Annotated in this window: 18 protein-coding genes; 3 read left to right on the forward strand and 15 right to left on the reverse strand. The window is 61.5% G+C overall.

The window, feature by feature from the left end; translation table 11 throughout:
- Positions 1-51 precede the first annotated feature (51 nt).
- From AC1DX6_RS03605 to AC1DX6_RS03630, 6 genes are all read right to left on the reverse strand, one after another.
- Positions 52-1,617: a glycosyltransferase gene (locus AC1DX6_RS03605; RefSeq protein ID WP_477311278.1), complete on the reverse strand. Its 1,566-nt coding sequence runs from the start codon at positions 1,615-1,617 to the stop codon at positions 52-54.
- Between the two features lie 36 nt (positions 1,618-1,653).
- Positions 1,654-3,783, reverse strand: coding sequence for a glycosyltransferase (locus AC1DX6_RS03610; RefSeq protein WP_477311280.1), 2,130 nt, complete (start codon positions 3,781-3,783; stop codon positions 1,654-1,656).
- A gap of 20 nt (positions 3,784-3,803) precedes the next feature.
- Complete coding sequence (locus AC1DX6_RS03615; protein WP_477311282.1) at positions 3,804-4,454, reverse strand: bifunctional DNA primase/polymerase; 651 nt, start codon at positions 4,452-4,454, stop codon at positions 3,804-3,806.
- Between the two features lie 86 nt (positions 4,455-4,540).
- The gene (locus AC1DX6_RS03620) at positions 4,541-5,851 is read right to left on the reverse strand and encodes a glucoamylase family protein (protein WP_477311284.1); all 1,311 of its coding nucleotides are present in this window, start codon (positions 5,849-5,851) and stop codon (positions 4,541-4,543) included.
- An 81-nt stretch (positions 5,852-5,932) separates the two neighbouring features.
- Entirely contained in the window at positions 5,933-6,679 is a 747-nt protein-coding gene (locus tag AC1DX6_RS03625) for an SDR family NAD(P)-dependent oxidoreductase (RefSeq protein ID WP_477311286.1), read from the reverse strand.
- Positions 6,680-6,868: 189 nt separating this feature from the next.
- Complete coding sequence (locus AC1DX6_RS03630; RefSeq protein ID WP_477311288.1) at positions 6,869-7,792, reverse strand: TIR domain-containing protein; 924 nt, start codon at positions 7,790-7,792, stop codon at positions 6,869-6,871.
- 347 nt (positions 7,793-8,139) lie between these two features.
- Here AC1DX6_RS03630 and AC1DX6_RS03635 point away from each other — a divergent pair, with 347 nt between their 5' ends.
- A complete protein-coding gene (locus AC1DX6_RS03635; RefSeq protein ID WP_477311290.1) occupies positions 8,140-9,405 on the forward strand; it encodes an O-antigen ligase family protein in 1,266 nt (421 codons plus the stop codon).
- Positions 9,406-9,472: 67 nt separating this feature from the next.
- Here the strand turns inward: AC1DX6_RS03635 and AC1DX6_RS03640 are convergent, their stop codons facing one another.
- From AC1DX6_RS03640 to AC1DX6_RS03650, 3 genes are all read right to left on the reverse strand, one after another.
- A complete protein-coding gene (locus AC1DX6_RS03640; RefSeq protein ID WP_477311292.1) occupies positions 9,473-10,564 on the reverse strand; it encodes an acyltransferase family protein in 1,092 nt (363 codons plus the stop codon).
- 170 nt (positions 10,565-10,734) lie between these two features.
- Positions 10,735-12,012, reverse strand: a complete 1,278-nt coding sequence (locus tag AC1DX6_RS03645; protein WP_477311294.1) for a polysaccharide biosynthesis/export family protein — start codon at positions 12,010-12,012, stop codon at positions 10,735-10,737.
- A gap of 95 nt (positions 12,013-12,107) precedes the next feature.
- Positions 12,108-12,785 carry a sugar transferase gene (locus AC1DX6_RS03650; protein ID WP_477311296.1) on the reverse strand — a complete coding sequence of 226 codons (678 nt, stop codon included), beginning with the start codon at positions 12,783-12,785 and terminating at the stop codon, positions 12,108-12,110.
- A gap of 532 nt (positions 12,786-13,317) precedes the next feature.
- On the opposite strand from AC1DX6_RS03650, the gene AC1DX6_RS03655 reads away from it, so the two are divergent.
- Positions 13,318-13,665, forward strand: a complete 348-nt coding sequence (locus AC1DX6_RS03655; protein WP_477241164.1) for an exopolysaccharide production repressor protein — start codon at positions 13,318-13,320, stop codon at positions 13,663-13,665.
- Positions 13,666-13,690: 25 nt separating this feature from the next.
- Here the strand turns inward: AC1DX6_RS03655 and AC1DX6_RS03660 are convergent, their stop codons facing one another.
- The 6 genes from AC1DX6_RS03660 to AC1DX6_RS03685 all read right to left on the reverse strand — a co-directional run bounded on the left by AC1DX6_RS03660 (position 13,691) and on the right by AC1DX6_RS03685 (position 19,425).
- The gene (locus tag AC1DX6_RS03660) at positions 13,691-15,535 is read right to left on the reverse strand and encodes an ABC transporter ATP-binding protein (protein WP_477311298.1); all 1,845 of its coding nucleotides are present in this window, start codon (positions 15,533-15,535) and stop codon (positions 13,691-13,693) included.
- A 7-nt stretch (positions 15,536-15,542) separates the two neighbouring features.
- A complete protein-coding gene (locus tag AC1DX6_RS03665; RefSeq protein WP_477311300.1) occupies positions 15,543-16,529 on the reverse strand; it encodes a phosphoenolpyruvate carboxykinase (ATP) in 987 nt (328 codons plus the stop codon).
- Positions 16,526-18,442, reverse strand: coding sequence for a lasso peptide isopeptide bond-forming cyclase (locus tag AC1DX6_RS03670; RefSeq protein ID WP_477311302.1), 1,917 nt, complete (start codon positions 18,440-18,442; stop codon positions 16,526-16,528). Before AC1DX6_RS03670 ends, AC1DX6_RS03665 begins: the two co-directional genes overlap by 4 nt.
- Before the next feature lie 3 nt (positions 18,443-18,445).
- Entirely contained in the window at positions 18,446-18,820 is a 375-nt protein-coding gene (locus tag AC1DX6_RS03675) for a lasso peptide biosynthesis B2 protein (RefSeq protein ID WP_477311304.1), read from the reverse strand.
- Positions 18,821-18,845: 25 nt separating this feature from the next.
- Positions 18,846-19,145 (reverse strand): PqqD family protein, encoded by a 300-nt coding sequence (locus tag AC1DX6_RS03680; protein ID WP_477311306.1) that lies wholly within the window; start codon positions 19,143-19,145, stop codon positions 18,846-18,848.
- Positions 19,146-19,272: 127 nt separating this feature from the next.
- Positions 19,273-19,425: a lasso peptide gene (locus tag AC1DX6_RS03685; RefSeq protein ID WP_477241176.1), complete on the reverse strand. Its 153-nt coding sequence runs from the start codon at positions 19,423-19,425 to the stop codon at positions 19,273-19,275.
- A 521-nt stretch (positions 19,426-19,946) separates the two neighbouring features.
- Between AC1DX6_RS03685 and AC1DX6_RS03690 the strand changes: the two genes are divergently transcribed.
- Positions 19,947-21,074: a nucleotidyltransferase family protein gene (locus tag AC1DX6_RS03690; protein ID WP_477311308.1), complete on the forward strand. Its 1,128-nt coding sequence runs from the start codon at positions 19,947-19,949 to the stop codon at positions 21,072-21,074.
- Positions 21,075-21,100: the final 26 nt, after the last annotated feature.

Below are 21,100 nucleotides of genomic sequence, written 5' to 3' on the forward strand. Positions count from 1 at the left end.
CCCGGTCCGGCAGGAGCCTGCCCTGCGCTGATTTTGATCCCCGGGCACCGATCACCACGGGACATGCAATATCTCAAGTTTGGGAAGCCCGACCGGTCTGATGCCGAGATCGTTGGCCAGCACGCCGAAGGCTTCGGTTTCGATCAGGTCGCGATAGGGAATCTCCGGAAAGCGAAGCCCGCCGCGATGCAGTGCGGCGTCGACCAGAAGCATGGTTCCGCCGACGCCATCGAGACCGATGCTGTCGAGGTGCCTGACATCGCTGAGATGGAGCCGGCTCATCGAGCGGGCAGGAGGCTGGTAGAGCCCACCGCGTATGTCGCGATAATAGCGATAGTCCCTTTGCGGACGGATGGTGACGAAGCTGTTGAGGTCGAAGCTGTCGCCGCCGGCGATCTTTACGCAGTGGGGGACAGCGATGCGGTGTCCGCTTGTGATAAGCCGGCTTACGATATCCCTTGGGAATTTCCAGACATCGATGTCGATCCACAGCGCCCAGTCGTCATCGGCGTCGAGCCCGTGATCGATCAAATGGTTGCGCACCTTGGCAATGGCGCCCCGCCTCTCCAGCTGCTGTCGCGGCTTCGTTCGCTTCGATCGGTCAAGGCTGGTGCCCACATGCTTCTGCAGCAGGACGATCCCGCGATAGCTGTCGGCGAGCGGCGCTACTGCCGCTTGCAGCCTCTCCCAGCTTCCATCCGAACTGTCGCCTTCGCAGAAGGCCAGCTTAATCCTGTCCCTGGGGTAGTCGAGCGCCTGCAGCAAATCGAGGAACGGCTGGATGTGGTCGGCCGCATCGCGCAGCGGCACCAGGATGGCGATATTCTGGCCGGACGGAGGCGGCGCCGAAAGCGCCGCCGGGTTGACGCTTGCTTTCGTCGCCGCCTCGTCCAGATGCGCGCCGCGTGTCAGATGGTGCCAGGTCCGGTAGAAATGGTCGCGAAACCTGTCGCGCCATCGCGGCTCCGGCCGTTTGCTCCACCATGTGCCCGCCCAGTGATGGATGGACAGCGTCGGCGCTCCGCTGCCGCCCTTTCGTCCTGCCGAGTCCACGGGCGTGAACAGCGCGGCCGGATGGATGGCGAACGCCGCCTGGTCGCCATAGCCGAGCTGGGCTGATGTCAGCAGGCAAGGGCCGGTTGCATCGAGCGCCTCCTTGGCATGCGCCAGTCCAGGCAGCAGGGACAAGACCTCCAGCCAGAAGGGGTGGCGGGGCGGGCTGGCCATCGTGCCGTTGAACAACAGGTAGGGCAGGCCACGAAAATCCGCCTGGACGAGCGTATGCGTGTCCGGCTCCTTGCAGAACACGATCCGGTCCTCGTCCAGGAGCGGATCGAAGGGCGCGACGCATTCGCAGTCGATGTCGGCATAGACCCCGCCAAAATGATAAAGCAGCAGGTAGCGCCCGGCATCGGCGCGCAGCACGCCGCTGAAATAGCCGCAGAAGGTGGCCAGGAAATCCGGGTAGTGCTCGGCGACGAATTCGAGCAGCATCCGGTCGTTCCAGAACATCATCGTCCAGTCAGGATGGTGCCGTTTCCAGCTCTCGACATAGCCTTGGAAGCGGGCAGGGACGCTGTCGGTCTTCCAGGTCTGATGCAGGATTGGCGGGATCATCGGCTGCTCATCGATTGGTCACTGTGGAAAGCATCGTCATGCGCCGGCATCGTCCGGCCCGAAACCGTTGCGGACGGCCTTGCGGATGGCTTGCGGGCCGAACCTCGACCAAACGGCTTCATGCGTGCGGCTACGCTGCCTTGCCATGCGCGTGCGATCAAGACAAAGCTCTATCGCCATTTCGGCAAGCCTTTCATCCGAATCCGCAAGAAGGATCTCGTCATTTTCGGCCAGATCCAGTCCTTCGGCGGCCAATGGCGTGGCGATCACCGGAATGCCCCACGCCATCGCTTCGAGAATCTTGATGCGCGTACCACCGCCCGCCGAAAGCGGGATGATGCTGAGATGCGCGCGCGCCAGCAGCGGCCCGACATCGCTAGGGTTCTCGACCAGCTCCACCCCTTCCAATCTTGTCAGGGCCTTCACCGCAGGTTTGGGGTATCGGCCGGCAAGAACCAGTCTGACGTCTGGCAGGCTTTGCCGGATGCGCGGCAGGATGGCGCCGGCCAGCCGTTCGGCGCCGTCGATGTTCGGCTGGTAGCCGAGATGGCCGATGAACAGAATGACCGGAAAGCCATCGGACGGGCTGGCCTGCGCCGGCAACTCCACGGGAATGGTTTCGAAACGGGGGATGCCGTTGGGAACAATATCGATCGGCACGGTGCGCCGGGACAGTGCGGTCAGTCTTTCCCGGTCCTGCCGCGAGCAAACCCAGACCCTGTCGACGATGGCCAGCGCTCTTCTTTCGAGGCGCCTGACGCCAGTGGCGGCAGCGGCAATGGCCGCTATCGAGCTCCTGTCCCCGGCGCGATCGAGTTGCCCTGCCAGATCGGATTCAACATTGTGCATGTCGAGGATCAGCTGGCTTGCCAGCGGCCGCAAAGGCCGCAGCAGCTTGAACAAGCCGATACCCTCGACCACGATCGTGTCGGGACGAAATGTGCGCACAAGCGTCTCGAGCCGCACCAGCGCGGTACGCGGAATTCGGTTCTCGCCTTTGCGCCGCCACCAGCCGATCGAAGCCGTGCGGACATCGCCTTCTGTCGTGAGGGCAACTGTGCGGATATGAGGGTCAAGCGCTGCCGGCTGGTCCGCCTGCGGTCTAATCGAGACCAGACAGACCGGTCCGAGCTGAGCCGCGGCCACCGCATTGCCGAAATTCCGGAGATCCGCGCCCGAGGTCGGAGGCGAGGCCGGATCGTAAGACAGCACCAGAGTGCGGTGCTCCCCGGCGGAGCCTCGCGCCGTATGCGATACGCCCGCGCCATGAACCAGACGCCCCAGGCGGATCCGGGTGTCGTACTGCAAGGCCTTCCAGCTCCGGCCGGTCAATTTGTGGGCGTCGACGGCTCGCATCATGCTCGCTGCATCGGCGTATTTTCGGTGCTTGATGAGCTGGCGTGCAATCCGCTGCGCTATCCAGGCCTTTCGCCATTGAAGCGCATCCCTGGCAACGCCCAGCGCAGCCAACCTGTCCAGTTCGAGTGCAATGGCGAGAAACGTCCTGCGTGGTGCCTGAATGAAACGCCGCGCCATCCTTGCTTCGTCGTGATGGTAGAGCAGCACCGGCGCCGAGACGGTGACCGCGTCGACGCGCGCCAGCAGGGCGACCCAGTAACACGTGTCCTCGTCGAGACCGATCGCCTCCGGAAAGCGAACGCTAGCCGTCGCCCATGTCGCCACCAATGCGCTGCCCATGGCGATCGGCCACAGCTCATTGAGCAGATATCGCCTGGTGTTCTCGGTCCTGTCGCTTGTGTAGCCATGCGGCGCCTTGAGCTTGTCCGGCCGTCCGTCCGTGCGACGAATGCTGGCGCCGATCGACAGGCCAGCCTCGGGCCTGCGCAGGAGCGCCTCGTGCAGCAACGACAAGCCGCCCTCGATCAGTTCGTCATCGGCATCGAGGAAGAAGATGGCGTTGCCGCTCGCCCGCGCGATGCCGATGTTGCGCGCCGCACCGGCGCTGCCCAGGCGGACACTCACGACCTCGAGCGGCAGGCCATGTCGCTGCGCGCTGTCCAGCGCGATCGAGGCGGTTTGATCGTCGGAACCATCGTCGACCAGCAGGATCTCACGGATCAGCCTGCTGTCGGGCATCAGGCTGCGCAGTGCGGCATCAATCGTCGCGGCGGCATTGCGTGCCGGAATGACGACCGTGACGTTCAACCGCGTCTCCCCGGATTTGCTCACTGCCCCTCGAAGAAGCCGCGGTTGCGCATGCGGTCATAATAATGCTTGAGCGGCGAGACCGGCCGCAGCGAAAGGCTGGCGAGGCTGTCGATCGGTTGTGGCTCGATATCGAACGGCGATTGGTTCTCCAGCCAGCTGTAGGAGGAACCATCCCTGAGCACCGACGGACTGCCCACCACATAGCCGCCAAGCGCCTTGACGTGGCCGACGCGGCGCATGCCGAAATGCAGGCTCGATGACACGGTCGGCTCACGTGTCCTCAGATAGACATGAAACCCGTTTGGCGACCTTGCCATCGGTGTGCGGCCGGCAATGGCACCGTGGCGGCGCACCCAACTCCGATATGCAGCGGCGTCGTCGAAGTCCAGGACCAGCAGGTTGGAAAATCCTCCCAGGATGCCGACGTTTCCGGAAAAATTACGAAACCAGCGCTCAATGTCATCGCTGGTTGGTGGTTTCTGCGACAACTGAAACGCGATGGAACAGAAGGCGAGTTCCTTCAAATCCTTGCGTTGGTTTCGCAAATGCAGAGGATCGTACTCCATGGCCGCAAGATCGAGATGCTTGCCGCCGGCACGAAGCGGCAGGCATATGTAGCCCTTCGCCAGCAGCCGGACGGCATAGTCGATCTCTATCGGGGGCTGCATTCACCTGTGTTCCGCGGTCGTGAAAGTCTCATCTCAATCTTCTTTAGCTGAACCACGCCGCCGTCAAGCGCCGACATGGTGATCGGCTACCCCTGAGGCGCGCGCGCCGGCTGCGACAGCCAGCCGCCTGTGAAACCCGCCTTGCTGAGGCCGAGACGAATGGGCGGACTTGATCGCATCAGCTCCCAGATCAGGCGCGAGCGGTGGTTTTCGATCATCAACACGACGATTCCCTGGTCCAGGCCGTAGTGCCCTTGCGATATCCAGCCGCTCGGCCCGAAATTTCGCCGGTTCGCCAGCGTCGGGTTGAAGCCGCTCGGCATCCTGAAATTGTTGATCATTTGGGGGTGGCGCTCTTGCAGGTGACGCAGCGCCGGCAGGCAGATTTCCGGGGCGAACGGCAGCGATGCCAGACAAGACCACGGCGCGATCGTCCCATCGTCGGGACCGAAGGGGGCGCCACGCGCCGCATAACTCAAAAACTTAAGCGGCCGCCGCGCGATACCAGCGCGAAAATTGCCGGGTCCGTCACCGGCTGAAAGGCCCCACAGCTCGTCGCTGTAACCGTCATAGCCAAGCAGGTTTTGCTGCGCATAGTCGCGGTGGATATAGGTCGAACGGCGGCTGTTTTCGAAATAGTCGGAGTTCTTGTCGCGCATAAATGCATCCCGGATGCCGGCGAAGTCGATCCAGGCATGCGAGAACTGATGCATGAACAGTGGTCCGCCATAGAGCACGTCGTAGCCGTAGATGGTTTCCCACTGATAGGTCGACGTCCACGCGGCATAGCTGTCGTCCGAGGCCGGGCGGTCTGGTGAAGCCATCGCCAGCACATAGAGGATGGTCGCTTCGTTGTAGCCTTCCCAGTCGGAATACAGAAAGCCGCTCTTTGGCTTCCAGCCCTGCCGCAAGGTTGGGCGGCGGCCTTGCGCCCAGCGCCAGTCGACGCGGCGGTAGAGCACGTCGGCCAGGTGGCGGATTTCGACCTCATCCTCGCTGTCGCCGCCGAAATAGGCGCTTGCCACCAGCACGCCGGCCATCAGCAGCGCCGTATCGACCATCGACAATTCGCAGCGCCATGTGCGCAGGCCGGTCCGCATGTCGAGGAAATGGTAGTAGAACCCCTTGTGGCCGGTGACGTCGTCGCCAGTGCCTTGCCGGCTGTCCCGAAAGAAGCGCAGGGCGGCAAGTGTCAGCTTTATCGCAGCTTCGCGTGTCATCCAGCCGCGTTCGACCCCGACCGGGTAGCAGGACAGCGCAAAGCCGACGACGGCGATGCTTGCCGGCCAGTCCGGCCGCGACGTGTCGGCGACCAGCCCGTTTTCAGGGTTCACGGTCTCCAGGAAATAGCCGAAGGCCGCGTGCTGGAAGCGGTCGAGCAGCTCTTCGTCGGACAAGGGAGATTCAACGCCAGGCAAAGGAAGCAAACTCCGGGCGGACGGCCACAGCTCTCGGTGGCAAATCGCGCCTCACTTGCTTCAATAGGTAGCCCGGCCGCCGGAAACGTCAAACACGGCAGCGGTGGTGAACGAGCATTCCTCGGAAGCGATCCATGAGATCAGCGCCGCCACCTCCTCGACCTCGCCGAACCGCGCCATCGGTATTTTCGACAGCATGAAGTCGATATGCTGCTGGCTCATCTGGTTGAAGATCGCCGTGCGCACCGCGGCGGGGGTGACACAGTTCACCGTCACCCTGGTCTTGGCCAACTCCTTGCCCAGCGATTTTGTCATGCCGATCACCGCCGCTTTCGACGTGCTGTAGGCCGACGCGTTGGGATTGCCTTCCTTGCCGGCAATCGAAGCGATGTTGACGATCCGGCCGTAATTGCGTTCGAGCATGTGCGGCACCAGCGCCTTGTTGCAGAAGAAGACGCCGTTGATGTTGATGTCGATGACCCGGCGCCAGTCCTCCACCGAGTACTCCCAGGTCGTCATGTTCGGTCCGGTGATGGCGGCACTGGTGACCAGGATATCGACCGCGCCAAGGGCCTTGATCGTGTGTTTCGCGGCGTCTTCAACCGCCAATGCATCGGCAACGTCGATGGTCATGCCATGCAGGCCGGCAACGGTGGCCTGGGCCCGCTCGATCTGGTCGGGGTCGCGGTCCCAGACGCAAACCCGTCCGCCCTCTTCGACAATTCTCTTGGCTACGGCCAGGCCGATGCCGGAGGCGCCGCCGGTGATCACCGCCGAGCGTCCGGCAAACCGTCCAGCAAAACGCATGCGATCACCCTCCCGATCGGCGGCGACTGTGAAGTCACCGGCGGACAAGTTCAAGCCGGGGATTGGAGCCGCCAAACGGGATACTGGTGGGCCAGCGATCGAGAGGCGCGCTCCTGGCGACACCTCTCTCCATACGGCGCTGGGTCCGGGCTCAGCCCAAGCGCCAGGGCTCCCAAACGCACTGAATTTTCAGGCGATCGATTTCCAATCGCTCAGCCGCTCGGCGATCAACTCCACCCGCCGCTGATTGTCGCGCCCGTCCAGAATAGCCAGATCTTCCGGTTCGGCGCGCAGATAGACACCGGAGGTGCGCGCATTCAGCTCCGGGTTTGTGTCGGCTCGCGTGGTGAAGTAGCCGGACGCGCGCTCGGCGGACTCAAGCAGGATCTCCCCGGTCCCGTGCAACTGCGTCGCATTCGCGTCCATCGGCCGCTCTCCGTTCCAGTAGTAGAAGATGCCGGGAGTCTGCTTTCTCTCCTTCGTCGCTTCGCTCCAGTATCTGGCGGACAGACTGCCATTCTCTTGCCATGAGCGACCGGTGAGCTCCAGCGCACCGTCGCGGTCTCGCGAGATCCGCAAAAGGCTCACAGCGGATGGCTCCTTGGCAGTGCGCTCCGACAGGGAAAACTGCCACCAAAGGCCCTCGATTCGAGCGAGGCGGCTCTCGTTCTCGATTGCCTTGCGCAGCTTCTGGTTGACCACCCTCATCTCCGCGGCAGTCGTCGCGTCGCCATACCGGACAGAGGTCAGGCCGAGGAGATCGCTTGGCAGCTTGGAGCCGTTCGCATGCAGGATAAACGTTCGGCGCATTCCGAGGACTCCGCCGAAGAGACCGGCTTCGAAGACCACATTGTCGCGTGGGGACGCTTGAGCAGAGACCGGCGCCGCCGATGCCGGCACGCTCGCGCTCGTCCAGTCGTCCTGGGCGAACAGGAAAGCGGCAAAGTCGACTTCACGCGTGAGCTCGAGGAGGCGATCCAGGGTGGAGGTCCCGGGATTGAAAGACGTCGTCCAGGGTTCCACATGCGCGACGTCTTCAAGCCCGCGTGTCAGCGCCTGTAGCAGCTTCTGCTGCTTTCCTGACGAACCAAGGAAGATTCGAGGTTTGTCCATCAGTTCTCTCCAGCGGGCTGCACATGCGGATCACTTTTCGCCCATTGTATTCATCTCATTGGTGACAGCAAACACCATGATCGCGGACGGGGTTGGTTCAGGCATCGGTCGGCGAGGCGGCACCGACTGATCTTTGCACCAGGCGGGCCGCATTCGCGCCATTTCCATGGTTCATGGTCTCCGCGCATTGCCCGTGACACTTTTGTCATTGAGTGACAGGCGATACGGCGGTAGGTTATATTGCACTGCACAATGGATGCCTGTCGAACCGGCATCTCGTGGATAAATAGCCGATCGGCGCTTGCGCCCGACTGAAAGGCTGCGTGGATGAGAAATCCGATACAGATATGAAGATTCCAAAATCCCTGCTGGTGGAACCGGAAAAGAATGCTGTCTATGGCAGCTTCGCTGTGGCCGTTTCGGTCATCGCCTTTGCCTACTCCTCCAATTTCGGTCAGATACTGATCCTGGCCTACTATGCGGTCTGGCTTCCCCTCGTCCTCGTCGACTACCGGCGCCTGTTGAAAGGCCTTTCCAGCGCCTGGCTGCCACTGGTGTTTGCCGCCTATGTCTGTTTCTCGGTCTTCTGGTCGGATGCGTCCGGCATCACCGCAAGAGCGGCAGTCCAGTACTTTTCGCACCTCGTCTGCGCCTACATCGCCGCGCGCACGGTTAGCGTCCGCACCCTGGTGCTTGGCTCCCTGATCGGGATTTTTCTCGTCCTGCTCTATTCGCTCAAGGTCGGGGCTTACGCCGAGGACGTTCTCGACGGAACCTACAATTTCGTCGGTGCCTTCGGCTCCAAGAACCAGGTCGGGTTCTTCTCGTCGCTTGGCATCTATTTCTGCTTTGTCTTCGTCATCTTTTTCAGGCGCGACCGGCTAAGCCTGGTCTGGACGGCTGTCATCGGCCTGTTGTCGGTCTACATGCTGGCCATCGCCCATTCCGCCACGTCGGTGGCGTCGCTGCCGGTAGCTCTGGCGATCGTGACCCTGCTTGCGATGAGCAAGGTCGTGTCGCGCCGCTATCGTAGGGTGCTTTTCGTAGTCGGCGCGTGCACGCTGGTTGTAGCGGTCTTTGCCGCCTTGAACCTCGGCGTTCTGGATTTCGTGCTTGGCATCTTCGGCAAGGATTCGACCCTCACCGGGCGAACCTATCTGTGGGAGCAAGGCTGGGAGGCCGCGCAGAAATCGCCAATCCTTGGCGTCGGCTATGCCGGCTATTGGGTGCAGGGCTTTGCCGAGGCGGAACGGCTGTGGGCCGAGTTCTACATCTCGACCCGCACCGGCTTCCATTTCCACAACACCTATATCGAGACCCTGGTCGAACTCGGCTTTGTCGGGGTGGCGATGATTTCGATGATCATCCTGCGCGCTCTCTACGGACACATATCGGCGGTGATCTTCCGCGATTGGCAGGCCGACTCGGTCGTGCTTGCCGGCGTGGTCGGCCTGATGTTCATCCGCTCCTTCTTCGAAGTCGAAATCCTGGGCCCGTATTTCATGGCCTCATTCGTCGTCTATTACAGCCTGTTCAAGTTGCGACGTGTGCCCGAGGTCCAGCCGCAACGAACCCGGATTGCCATCCAGGAAGCGAAAGCCGCAAGCGGCTGAAGGCTTGTTGCTGTTGATCGAGGCGGGTTCGGTCTGGCGCTATCAGGCCTGAAAGAAGCCCGGCGTTCTACGCAATGGCGCTGGCGCGCCGCAGCATCTGCCGCTGCAGAAACCGGCGTACCGGTTCGTCGAAGATGCGGGTTGCGATGTCGCCGATGACGATCACGGCGAGGGCCATGACGATGCCGAACCAGGGGTGGTTTGCGAACGGATCGATGGACACGGCCTTGCCGGCTCCGGCGATGATCATCAGCAGTGGCGTGTGGATGATATAGATCGGATAGGAGATCCGCCCGAGCCAGCTGTAGAGCCTGGAGACGCGCTGATGGGTTGGCGCCAGGGCTCCAACCACGACCATCATCGGAAACAAAAACACGATGCAGGCCAGATCATAGATCGGGCGCAAGGCGCCATGCGGTGCGATGGCAAAAACCACCAGCGTCAGCACAAGCGCGATCTCGGCCCAGTAGCCGGTTTGCAGAAAACCCAGCCTGCCCTGGTAGCGTCCGATCGAGCGGCACAGGAGCACGCCGAGAAAGAATGAGAAGCACACGCGCGGCAGGCCGCTGATGATGGTTTGTCCGGTCATGCCGAAGTCGAGCGTGCCGGCCACGGCCGCCGCCACGACCAGCAGCGCGAGGCTGCCGGCGATGAGTGCTGTCAGCAGCCTTTTCGGCAGCACGAAGAACAGCAGGAAATAGGCGATGTTGACGATGAGCTCGAAGAACAACGACCAGGAGGCGGGGTTGAGCGGGAAGATCGTGTGATAGGCGCTGCCGACCAGCGGAATGAAAAACATGCCCGTCGTCAGCATGACGGCGATGTCCGAAAGCGGCATGTACTCCGCGGGAATAAGCCGGTTCTTGATCAGCAGATAGAAAAAACCCAGCAGCGTACCGGCTAGGTAAAGCGGATAGAGCCGGATCAGCCGGATCAAGAGGAAAGTGCCGAACCCCATCCCGGTTTCGATCTTCCTGTCATAGGCGTGAGCGATGACGAACCCGCTCAGCAGAAAGAACAGGTCGACCGCGAGATAGCTCGAGGGCAGCACCTTGCCGTCGGTGATGAACGGCGAGAAATGATAGAGCATGACGCTGATCGCCGCCACGCCGCGCAGGGCGTCGAGATTGAGGTATACGTGGCGGGGTGCCGGCTGCATTCTATGCTTTCATCAGCGGATCGCTGCGCGAGGTCGACAGCTGGTCTCCTGCGCCCGGCTGGGCGGCACTCGATGCTGCCTTCTCAATTCCTGCCGGCCGGCGTCGATGACGCCGGGCGTTGCCTACAGGCTGACAATCGTCATGCCTACAGGCCTGACCATTGTCTTGCTTACTGGCTGGCCATCGGCGCCAGCTTGACCTTGATCACGTCCCCCGGCAGCACTGGCGTGTCTTCCTTGGCGGCGATCTCACTCGTCTTGCCGTCGACAACGCGTACCAGCGAATAGAGGAAGGTCGGTTCTCCGCCGCTGGTGATGGCAGCCGTCGTTGCCGGATCCGATGCCGCGGCCATCAGGCCTTTTTGCATGCCCACCCTCAGCGTGGCTTCGTTCAGATCCGTCTCGGTCTGCTGGCGGTCGGCGGCGAGGCTCGAACTCTGGGTGTTTTGGGCATCGATGGCATCCTGCGTCGCCTTGCTGATCGACTGCTTGGCGGTCAGGATCGCCGTTTCATAGTCCAGGACCTGACCCTGCAGATTGGCGATCGATTGCTCCGAAGTCAGCAGGCGCGTGTTGACGATCAAGCCCTTCTGCGCCAGCGGACCGATGCTGTCGAGTTGTTGCTTGGCCAGGTCGACCTGTCGCTGCTGGTTGACGATCTTCTTCTGCAGCGATTCGATTTCGGCCTGCAAAACGCCCTTCAGCTCATCGAGCGCCTGCAACTTCAGCTTCAGCTTGTTCTGGTCGGACTTCAGAATCGCCATTTCATCTGCGACGATAGCCGGCAGGCGCGGATCGTCCGCGATCTCCTTCGGCACATCGAAGCTCAATTTGCCGGCAATGTCGGCATCGATGCGGGCCCGCCGAACAAGCAGGCGAACCTGCTGGTCCTCGTAAATGTCGTAATTGCCCTTGGCTGTAACCAGGTCTTTGCCGATCTGGGGGCCGTAATCGGCATTGCGCCTTATGCCGCCGGCAACGCTGATTGCCTTGAGCACGGTCAGCTCGGGCACGTAGGGAAACTGGCCGGGTGTCTGCACCTCGCCTGAAATGTAGAACGGCCGGAACTGCACCATTTCCACTGACGCTTCCGGCTTGTCTGCAAGCGCCAGCTTACGCTGCAATGCCTGGCCGATGGCTGCGGCTATCTCCGAAGTGGTCTTGCCGGCTGCCGGTAGTTCGCCCACGAACGGCACCGACAAGGTTCCGGCGGGGCCGACCGAATATTCTCCGTTTACAGCCGCCCAGTCGCGGAACGTGCCCTCGACGGTCTGCCATTCGGCGACGCGGATATTGAGCTTGTCCTGCGAGCCGAGACGATACTCGTCTGCTGCGGCCATGTGCGGGAAGGCGAGGGACAGTGCGAGGCAGGCGGCTGTGAGGCGGGCCGGCACCAAACGACCGGCAGTCCTGCCGGTGCGAAAAAGGTCGAAGGTATCTTTTTTCAACTGAACGTTCCGATCCGCTTTGGCCCCATCGCCCGATGAGCTTGCTGTCGGCATCGCCGCGCCGGAATGGGCGGCTCAGGGCGGCTGCCGCCCGGTCAGTAGGATCCGCGTGACATCCAGACGGCAGGTACGGTCTTGATGATGATGCGAACATCTTCGAACAACGACCAGTTCTCGACATAGTGGCGGTCGAACGCGACCCGGCTGTCATAGGAAACGTCGTTGCGTCCACTGACCTGCCAAAGCCCGGTCAGGCCGGGGCGTGACTTCAGGTAGTAGACCGCTGCACTGCCATAGATCTCAAGCTCGTCGCGCACAACGGGACGAGGCCCGACAAGGCTCATATCGCCCTGCAGGATGTTGATGATCTGCGGCAATTCATCGAGGCTGAGCTTGCGCAGCACGGCTCCGACACGGGTGACGCGCGGATCATTCTTCAGCTTGCGGGTCGCCGTCCATTCCGCGTTGGCGTCCGGATTGGCCGCAAGATAGGCGGCCAGCACCCGATCGCCGTCCGGGACCATGGTGCGGAACTTGAGGCACGGGAAGATACGCCCGCCACGACCGATCCGCTTGTGACCGTAGAAAATCGAGCCGCCATCTGACAGCTTGACGAGAAGTGCGACCATTACAAACAGCGGGCTGAGCGCCAGCAGGCCGACCAGTGAACCAAAAATATCAAAACTGCGCTTGAGTAGACCGCCGATTGGTGGCGGAAAATCAATGCCGACCTGCGAAAAGCCCGCATTGGCCGACTTAGCGATATCCCTCATGCCGAAACTCCATACGTTCAACGAATGGTTTACGGCAAGATATCAAAAAAATGCTGCAGCGCAACACACAATTTCCCATGCCGCTGAAATAGTCACGTCATGAATTGACTAAATAATAAACGCGCTGTGCACAAAATTTCGCCTTTGCGGCACGTTTGTGACAATATGTGAGCAAAATCAGGAAATCTAGTGTCTTTTCAAGGCCATTTTTGGGCGAATCGTTCCTCGACGCTGGCCGAGAAGCATAAAGTCGCTCTAATGTGGCGCAAAGTGCCAGGCAATTCGCATAAAATACTAGTAAATATTGGGGCTTTTACTGGTGCGGGATCGATATCCGGAGGTTGGCCATGATGCCTGTGTGTGCGTCGCAGCATGGCAGAGTCCAACCCGGAAACCGATTCAAAATTAGTTGCGTGTGGCCTTGCCGTCAGTTTCCCGTCTTAATAGAGTCGCAAATTATTTCTGTTAGAGTCTCGATAGGTTGGAAAGGCCGGAAGCAACCGGCCGACAGCGGGCAAACTGATAAGCCCGCATGGCGAATGGGGAGATACTCGGGTGGGTAAGTCGTCGTTTTTGCATGCTCGGGCTGGTTGACGGACCGCCGGTCATGTCACTGCCAAAATTCATCGTCGGAATGCTGTTCGCCCTCGCGATCGTGGTGGCATGGTCCTATGCCGACGGCGCGTCGCTTGCCACAACATTGATTCGCGTTGTCATCTGCGCGGTCATCATCCAGGTCGGCTACTTCCTGATGGTCTACGTCATGGTTGCCAGGAGCGCGCCGACGTCGGCCGACAAGGCCCGCGAAGCCGAAAGAAACCTGAGCGCGGACAAAGCCACCGAAGGCGAGAAATTCACCGCCCGGCGAAGCCTTCACTGATTTTGCGTCAGCCTGTGCATTGACCTCAGGTCGCGTCGGCCGGCTCCCGCTCGGATTGCTCGCCCGACAGCATCTGGGACAATCGGCTTCCGGTTTTGTCCTTCAACCGCTGATACTGCCCGACCTCGACGATCCGGCCGTTTTCCATGGCCACGACCCGGTCTGCGAAGGCGATCATCGATGGCCGGTGCGCAATGGTCAGGATCGTCATCGAACCGCGCAGCCCGTCGATCGACTTGGCGATCAACGACTGGTTCTGCCAGTCGAGCGCACTGGTCGCTTCATCCAGGATCAGCAGGGACGGCTTGCGAAGCAGCGCCCGCGCCAGCGCTATACGCTGGCGCTCACCGCCCGAGAGCCGGACGCCGCGGTCGCCGACCACCGTGTCCAACTGGTGTTCAAGCCGTTCGATAAACTCCGCGGCATGCGCCGATCGAAGTGCTTTCCAAAGATCGTCATTGCTGGCTTGTGGCGCGGCAAGGCGCAGATTTGCGGCGATCGTTTCGTGCAGCAGGAACACATCCTGCGGCACATACGCCACCTGATCGCGCCAGCGCCGGCGATTGGCGGCATTGATCTCGACGCCGTCGGCGAGAATGCTGCCTTGCGTCGGCTCGAGCAGGCCAAGCAGCATGTCGGCGATCGTGCTCTTGCCCGATCCTGAAGGGCCGATAAGCGCCGTCACCTTGCCGGCGGGAAGACCGAAGGTGATGTCGCTGACCACCGGCTTGCCGGTGCCGTCACCATAGGCAAACGAAACATTGCGTATGTTCAGACCCTTATCGAGCGACAGTTTTCCATTCGCCTGCGGCTCGGCATTCGCCGGTTCGCGCTCGGCGTCGAAACGCGTCTGCAAGTCACGCATCGAGGTATAGGCCGGCAAATTGATCAAAACCTGCTGGGCCTGCGTCTGCATGTCCATGAAACGCGGCGCAATGCGCATGAAAACCAGCAGCAGGACGACGATCTCGGCAAGCGAGAGGTGGAAGCGGACCAGCGCGATGTAGACGAACAGGCTCAGGCCGACGACGCTGGCCACCTGGAACAGGGCGGTGCCGATCGAGCTGTTGCGCACATAGTTGATATTGTCGGTCTTCATCCTTTCCAGCGTCGACTGGAGCTGCGCGTAGTAGCTCGCCTCGACATTCAGACTCTTGGCCACCTTGATGCCGCCGATAAACTCCGAGACCGTGCGGTATTGATCCTGGCGGTTGGCCGTCAAGACCCGGCCGAATGCGGTAGCCCGGGCTCGAAACGGTCGCAGTGCCACGAACGTCAGCACGCCGATCACGATGGCGACCGATGTCATTATCGGCGAAATGAACAGCGAAACCACGAGGTAGCCGGCCAGCAGCACGGCGATCTGCACCAGCATCATCAGCGAGAAGGCGGCGGCCTGCACACGGTCGATGTCGCCGGTCAGGGCATGGTCGAGATCGGAACTTCGCATGCGGGCAAATATTCCCCACCGCGCCCTGCCGATGCTCTCGAACAGGTTCATGCGCAGGCGGTTGATGAAATCGAGCAGAAGCCTGGCCATGTAGACGGATTTGAAGCGGTTGAAAGCCGCTTGCAGCACAACAAGCCCGACGAGCATGCAAAGCACCGTCGTCAATTGCAGCGTCCCGTCCGGCACCAGCCAGCGCACCAAGTCGTTGTCAGGCAGCTTGATCGCGAAATTCTGATCGGGCCGCCCCACCAGATGCAGCAGGGGAACAAGAAGCAGGATCGAGATGCCTTCGGTCAGGCTTCCCAGGATCAGGAAGATCAATGCCGTCCAGGCCCTCCTCCCGCCGATCCGAGCGACGACAGCGCCGAAACCGGCGACTTCCCGCAACAGTGACAGGCGAAAGGGTGATGATCCAGCCATGCCTTGCTCACCGCCGCCGATTGTCGGCCGCCAGATCCTTCTCGATCAGATCGACGGCTTCGCCGATACGATCGAGGCCGGTTGGCACTTCAAGGCGACATACGCCGACATGGTCGGCCAGCCGGGCGCATTGACGAAGGTGCGTTGCTGCAAAGTCGCCGACCAGGGCCGGGCGGCCGAAGCGTGTTACGTAGGAAAATTTGATGATTGCCGGCAAGGCACCGAGGCCTGGCAGTGGCGATATTGCTGCCTTCTCGCCGCGCTCGAGGATGTAGATCCTCGTCACCGGTACCGTCTCGCTCGAAAATCCGCCATGCAGGCGATGCTGTGTCTTGTCGATCGCGGGATGCACCTGCGGGCGCACTTCCGCCTGCCGGATAGGGATGGCGGCGGCGGCGTCGGCGGCCAGCTTCAGCTGCGGAAAGCCCGGAACGATCATCGGCTCGGCGACCAGATCGAGCGCCACGACATCGTCGGTGAGCAAGCCATGCCCGGCCCGGATCATCGCGCCCGCTGTGGTTGATTTGCCGGCGCCCTTGTCGCCCATGAAGATCGCGCTTTTGCCGCCGACGGCAATGGCGCTGGCGTGAAGGACGAGCAGGCCGCGCTGATGCAGCAGCAGCGCCAGCACCGGTCCCAGCAGCGGAAACGCGATCAATTGGTCGTCGATCCCCGGCGCCGGCTCCACGTCGATCCGGCAGGCATCGCTGATCAGAAACGCGCCGACCGCCGGCCATGCCAGATATTGCCAGTCTGGCTCGAACCGAAAGGCGGTGCCGGCCTCCAGCAAGGGCGCCGGCAAGTCGATCGGACCCACCGCGATCACGATATCGGCCGTCGCCGGTTCGGCCGGCTCCAGTTCGGGCAACGCCACGTCCGAACTGATCGTCAGGCCGTAGGCCTTGTAGAAGCGACGTTGTCGCACTGCCCGGCCTTGCGAATGGACCTGGTTATGTCGCAGGTCAGCGGCAAGCGATGTGTTGCGAGGCATCATGCGGGACTCCCACCGTGCTGGAGCTGCCGCAGCCAGAGAGACAGCGACGCCGAGCGCCAGACATATTGGACATCCAGCGGCGCTGCCTGGTCCGGCTGGCGCAACAGCCGTGCATATGCAGCAGTCACCGCTGGCAGGTTGACATAGGGCGCGATGCGCCTGGCATCCGAGACGAGCACCTGTTCCAGGAGATCGCGGTGGTTGCCGAGCATGCCGTTGACGAGATTGGCGGTGAAATCGATCTTGTCGCGCCGCCACTGAACCGCCGCGGGCAAGACGCCTTCCATGGCGCGGCGCAGTACATAGCGGCCAAAGCCGCGGTTCAGTTTTTCCTCACCCGGCAGTGCCAGGCAGAACTCGACCAGCGGCTTGTCCCAGAACGGATAGCGTGGCTCGACGCCGAAATTGGCCCCGGCCTTGTCGAGAACCTCGAAGGCATGCGGCACATAGCCGTTTGAAAGGATCCAGCGATGGGTCAGGGACTCACTGGCACTGACGCTTGGCGGCATATAGCCCGCCCGGTGAAATCTTTCGACAAGATCGGTTCGCCTGGCCAGGTCCGGATTGATCAGGTCGCGCCAGCTTCCGCCGCGTGGCGCCGGCGTGCGAATCCGGTTCAGGATACGGTTAGCTGCATGTCTGAGCTTGGCGATGCGCCATGCCGGCCCGTAAATGGTCAGGAACTGGAAATACAGGCCGAGCATGCCGTCGCCATAGGTGTTGGCGGCGCCGCGCATCTCCCGCCACAGCTCCATCCATTTGCCGGCATTGGCAAGTTCGTGCAGATGGCCATGGCCTTGCGAAACGACTTCGTCGCCGCCATGGCCGTCCAGCAGCACCTTGATGCCCTTCGCCCCCGCGGTCCTGTAAATGCTGCGGGTCAGCGACAGGCCGGGCGCCAGGAAGGTCCCTTCCTGCTCTTCAAGGATGCGGTCGAACTCCGCGAATGGCGCGTAGTTGCCGACGGCGATCAGCGTCCCGTCGACCTTCTTCTGCTCCAGCACGGCATCGATGAAGGGGCGTTCATCCATCGAGGAGCCCTTCTCGAAAATCAATGAGAAGGTGGGCAGTCTCGGCTTTCGCTCGCTGGCGTTCTGCAGGCCGGCCACACAGGCGATCGAGGAGGAATCGAGGCCGCCGCTCAGCATCGCGCCGACCGCCGAGGTTCCCCGCATCCGGTTGCTGACCGATTGTGAAAACAGATGGCGAAATTCCTCGGCGGCATCCGATCGCATCGGCCTTTGCGACGGCTCGATCTGCCAGTACCGGCGCAGCACCACCTGGCTGCCGGTAACTGTAAGGCTGTGGCGGGCCGGCAAGCGGAAGATCTCGCTGTAGTGGGTGGACTGCGGATCGTCCGGAAGCCCTGCCAGAAATCCAGAAATTTGATGGTCGCTGACGCGCGAGCTGACACCGTCGACGCCGAGGATCGGCCCGATCTCCGAGGCAAAGACGAAACGCCGGTCACTCGAATGGTAGTAGAAGGGTTTGACCCCGAAATGATCGCGGGCGCAAAACAGCGTCTGGCGTTCGCTGTCCCAGATGGCGAACGCGAAGTCGCCTTGCAGATGCACGGGACAGGCCTCGCCCCACCGCAGATAGGCACGCATCAGCAATGTTGCATCGGCAACCGAGCTGTCCCTGATGCCCAGCCTCGCCAGCAATTCGTCGCGATTGTCCAGCCGGCAGTCGGCGGTGATCGCCAGTTTGCCGCCGCCCATGGTCAGCGGGCCGGGGCCGGCTTCGTCCGTTGTGTTGAGCCATGCGTGGCCGAGAGCGACGCTTGGGTCGGTCCACCACGAACTGCCGTCACGAGCCCGGTGATGCATGCGTGCAAGCATCTGCTGGATGTCGGCCGCGGCTGCCGTGGGCGCTTGCCCCTGCCTGAGCAGAATTCCGGCGACGCCGCTCATCGGCTACTGACCGTGGTCGACGAGATGGGCGAACCGGTCGATGGAACCGCCGAGCACAATCTGGTCGCCGCTCATCAGCCAGGCATGCGCTTTCAGTTGCGTGCCGGTATCACGCTCGATGCCGATGCGTATTTTGGAAGCGTTGCCCTGGCGGGCAAGAAGGTATTGCCCGGAAAGCGCCTGGGTAAGGCAGCTGGCATAGGGGACGAGACGGGCCGCTGCGGCCACGCCCCAGGCGACGCGCCGCAGATCGCCGATGCCGGCCGGCTGCTGCGCATCCAGCCGCGTCACCATGCGGCGAACATGATTGTAGGAGAGCAGCGTCAGCCCCAGCCGTACCGCAGCGACCACCAGAAGGCAGCGGGCGAGAAACAGCATTTCCGAATCACTCAGGGAGAGAACCCTAGGCAAGTTCCTCATGGTGGAGCCTCGCAAGTCCTGAATCGGCCAGACCCTTCAGCAATCCGTCGACATCGGCCTTGCAGCGCGCGGGGTCGACATTGTAGCGCGCAAGCACGGCGCTACGGATTTCAGAGATTGGCCTTGGCTCCTGGATCAGCTCCCAAATATAGGCTCCGACGCTGTTCAGGCTGTAGTAGATGTTGGATTTCAGATCGAGGATCGCCAGCCCGGTGCCGAATTCGCAGGCTACGGCATCTTCGGTCGCACGGACGCGATCGTCGTCTGTTGGGTTCCAGCTCATCCTAAAACCTCGTTTACGCTACGCTTCGGGAGTTCCAGGGGAGGTAGAGGGCCGGGTGATCTTGTCCCCGGCCCTCCATTATCACTTGCGCCCAGAGCCCCAACGTCACCCTGAGACGAAAGTAAGTTCAAGAGAACGTAAGTTGGCTGATCGGCGTGTGCGCGGGGAATGCCGCGTCAATCGCCGTATTGCCGCCGCCGCCCTGGGTGATGGTTTCAATAGAACCGTGAACCGTCAGGCTTGGCGTTTCGTACTCTTGCTTTTCAACATTCTGTTCCATGTTACTCTCCAATAAGGACTGGAAACGGCCTGTCGAGTGCCGGCAGCGCATTCTATGCTGCATTGCAATAGCTGCATGTGCGTTGTGTATGAGTCAAGCCTGATTTACCAACGGTTAATCAATTGTTGGTTGCGCTTGCCTCCAACAGTTGATCAAACCGTTGGCAGTCACATCCTAGCCACGCCTCACAAACGAATTCAACGGCGCATCCGTGCTATCTAAATAAGCATCTGATTTAATTACGATAAATGTTTCCTCTAAAAGTGATTACTTTTTAAGCAACTCGAAATATGCGCCAAAATAGTGCAAACGCCGGTCGATTTGCGGTTGCATCTCCCGCAGCGGTCGGGATTTTGGCCGCGCTTTCCGCCCGTCTACGGGGTTGTGTCTGTAAACGCTCTGGTTGCAAGGAAATGCGCGCTGAAGGAAAGGCTGGACGCCGGGGACGATTTTGGCGATGCTTTCCTTCGCACGTGCAATATAACACGGCGTGCTAATTTTTTCCGGAGACTTTGCGCAGAATGGCCTTGCAGGAAGGTTCCTACGAAAGACTGCGTGCCGCTGACTGCGCCGATGAAGTCGCCTATGTGCAGGCGTGCCTGAGGCTTTATTTCGCCTCGGGGTCGGGTGCCGGCACAACGTCTGTGCCGGCTATCTCCGCTGCCAGCGTCGCCGACATCGCCAGGCTCAACAAGGTCGCGACCTTCGTTCTGAAGGCATTGTCGCGCACGCCGGCAAGCGAAGCGCCTCCCGGACTGCTTGAATGGCTCGACACTTATCGCAGGCGCACGGTTTCAATGAACTCGTCCTGCATCATGGACTCGATGGCGATCGACAAGGTGCTGCGCGACAAGCATATCGATTTCGTCTTCCTGAAGGGTCCGTTTCAGCAGCATTTGCTCTATGGCGATCATTTCATGAAGCCCTCGGGAGACGTCGACATCCTGGTGTCGCCGACCGGCTTTTTCAAAGCCCGTGAAGCGCTCCGCTCGATTGGCTACGAGGTCGCCGGCAAGTCCCGTTCCGTCTGGTGGGTTCGCTTTCTGGGCGAGCAGCATATGGTGCGCGACAGCGGGCCAAAGCCGTCCACCGTCGACCTCCACTACCGGCTCCAGCAGCCCGGTTCGCCGAGCCCGCGCGATACCGATGGCTTTCTGCGGCGCAAGCGCTCGGTCGCCATCGCCGGCGCCAGCATGCCTTTCATCTCGGCTTCTGACACCTTGCTGCTTTCCTGCATCAGCGTCGCCAAGGCGCTTTTCAATCGCGAACCCTGTGCAGGCTATGTCTGCGATATCAGGGCCAGCGCCAGCCGCCTGAGCGAAGCCGAGCAGCAAAATGTGCTCGACTACGCTGCGGAGCAGGGACTGGCCGACACGTTGCTACTCGGTCTGCGCGCTGCCGACGTGCTTCTTGGCGGCACCGGTACGCTTCTGTCGGAGCGGGCCACCCGCATTCTGTCGCGCATCGGCAATGAAGACCTGTTCCACATGGTCATTGCGCCCTGGCTGTCGTCCTTGCGATGGCCGCAGCGGCGCACGGTGCTGTGGGAACTGTGTGGTCGCGAACCTGTTCGCTATCTTACCGAGGCCGGCTGGGCTGCGTCCGCTGATCTCAGCCGGCGTCTTTTCGAGCGGCCGGAGCGTCTATGAGCATGGGCATCAAGCCGGGCTCGGCT

The organism is Mesorhizobium sp. P2_C4 (assembly GCF_056404575.1).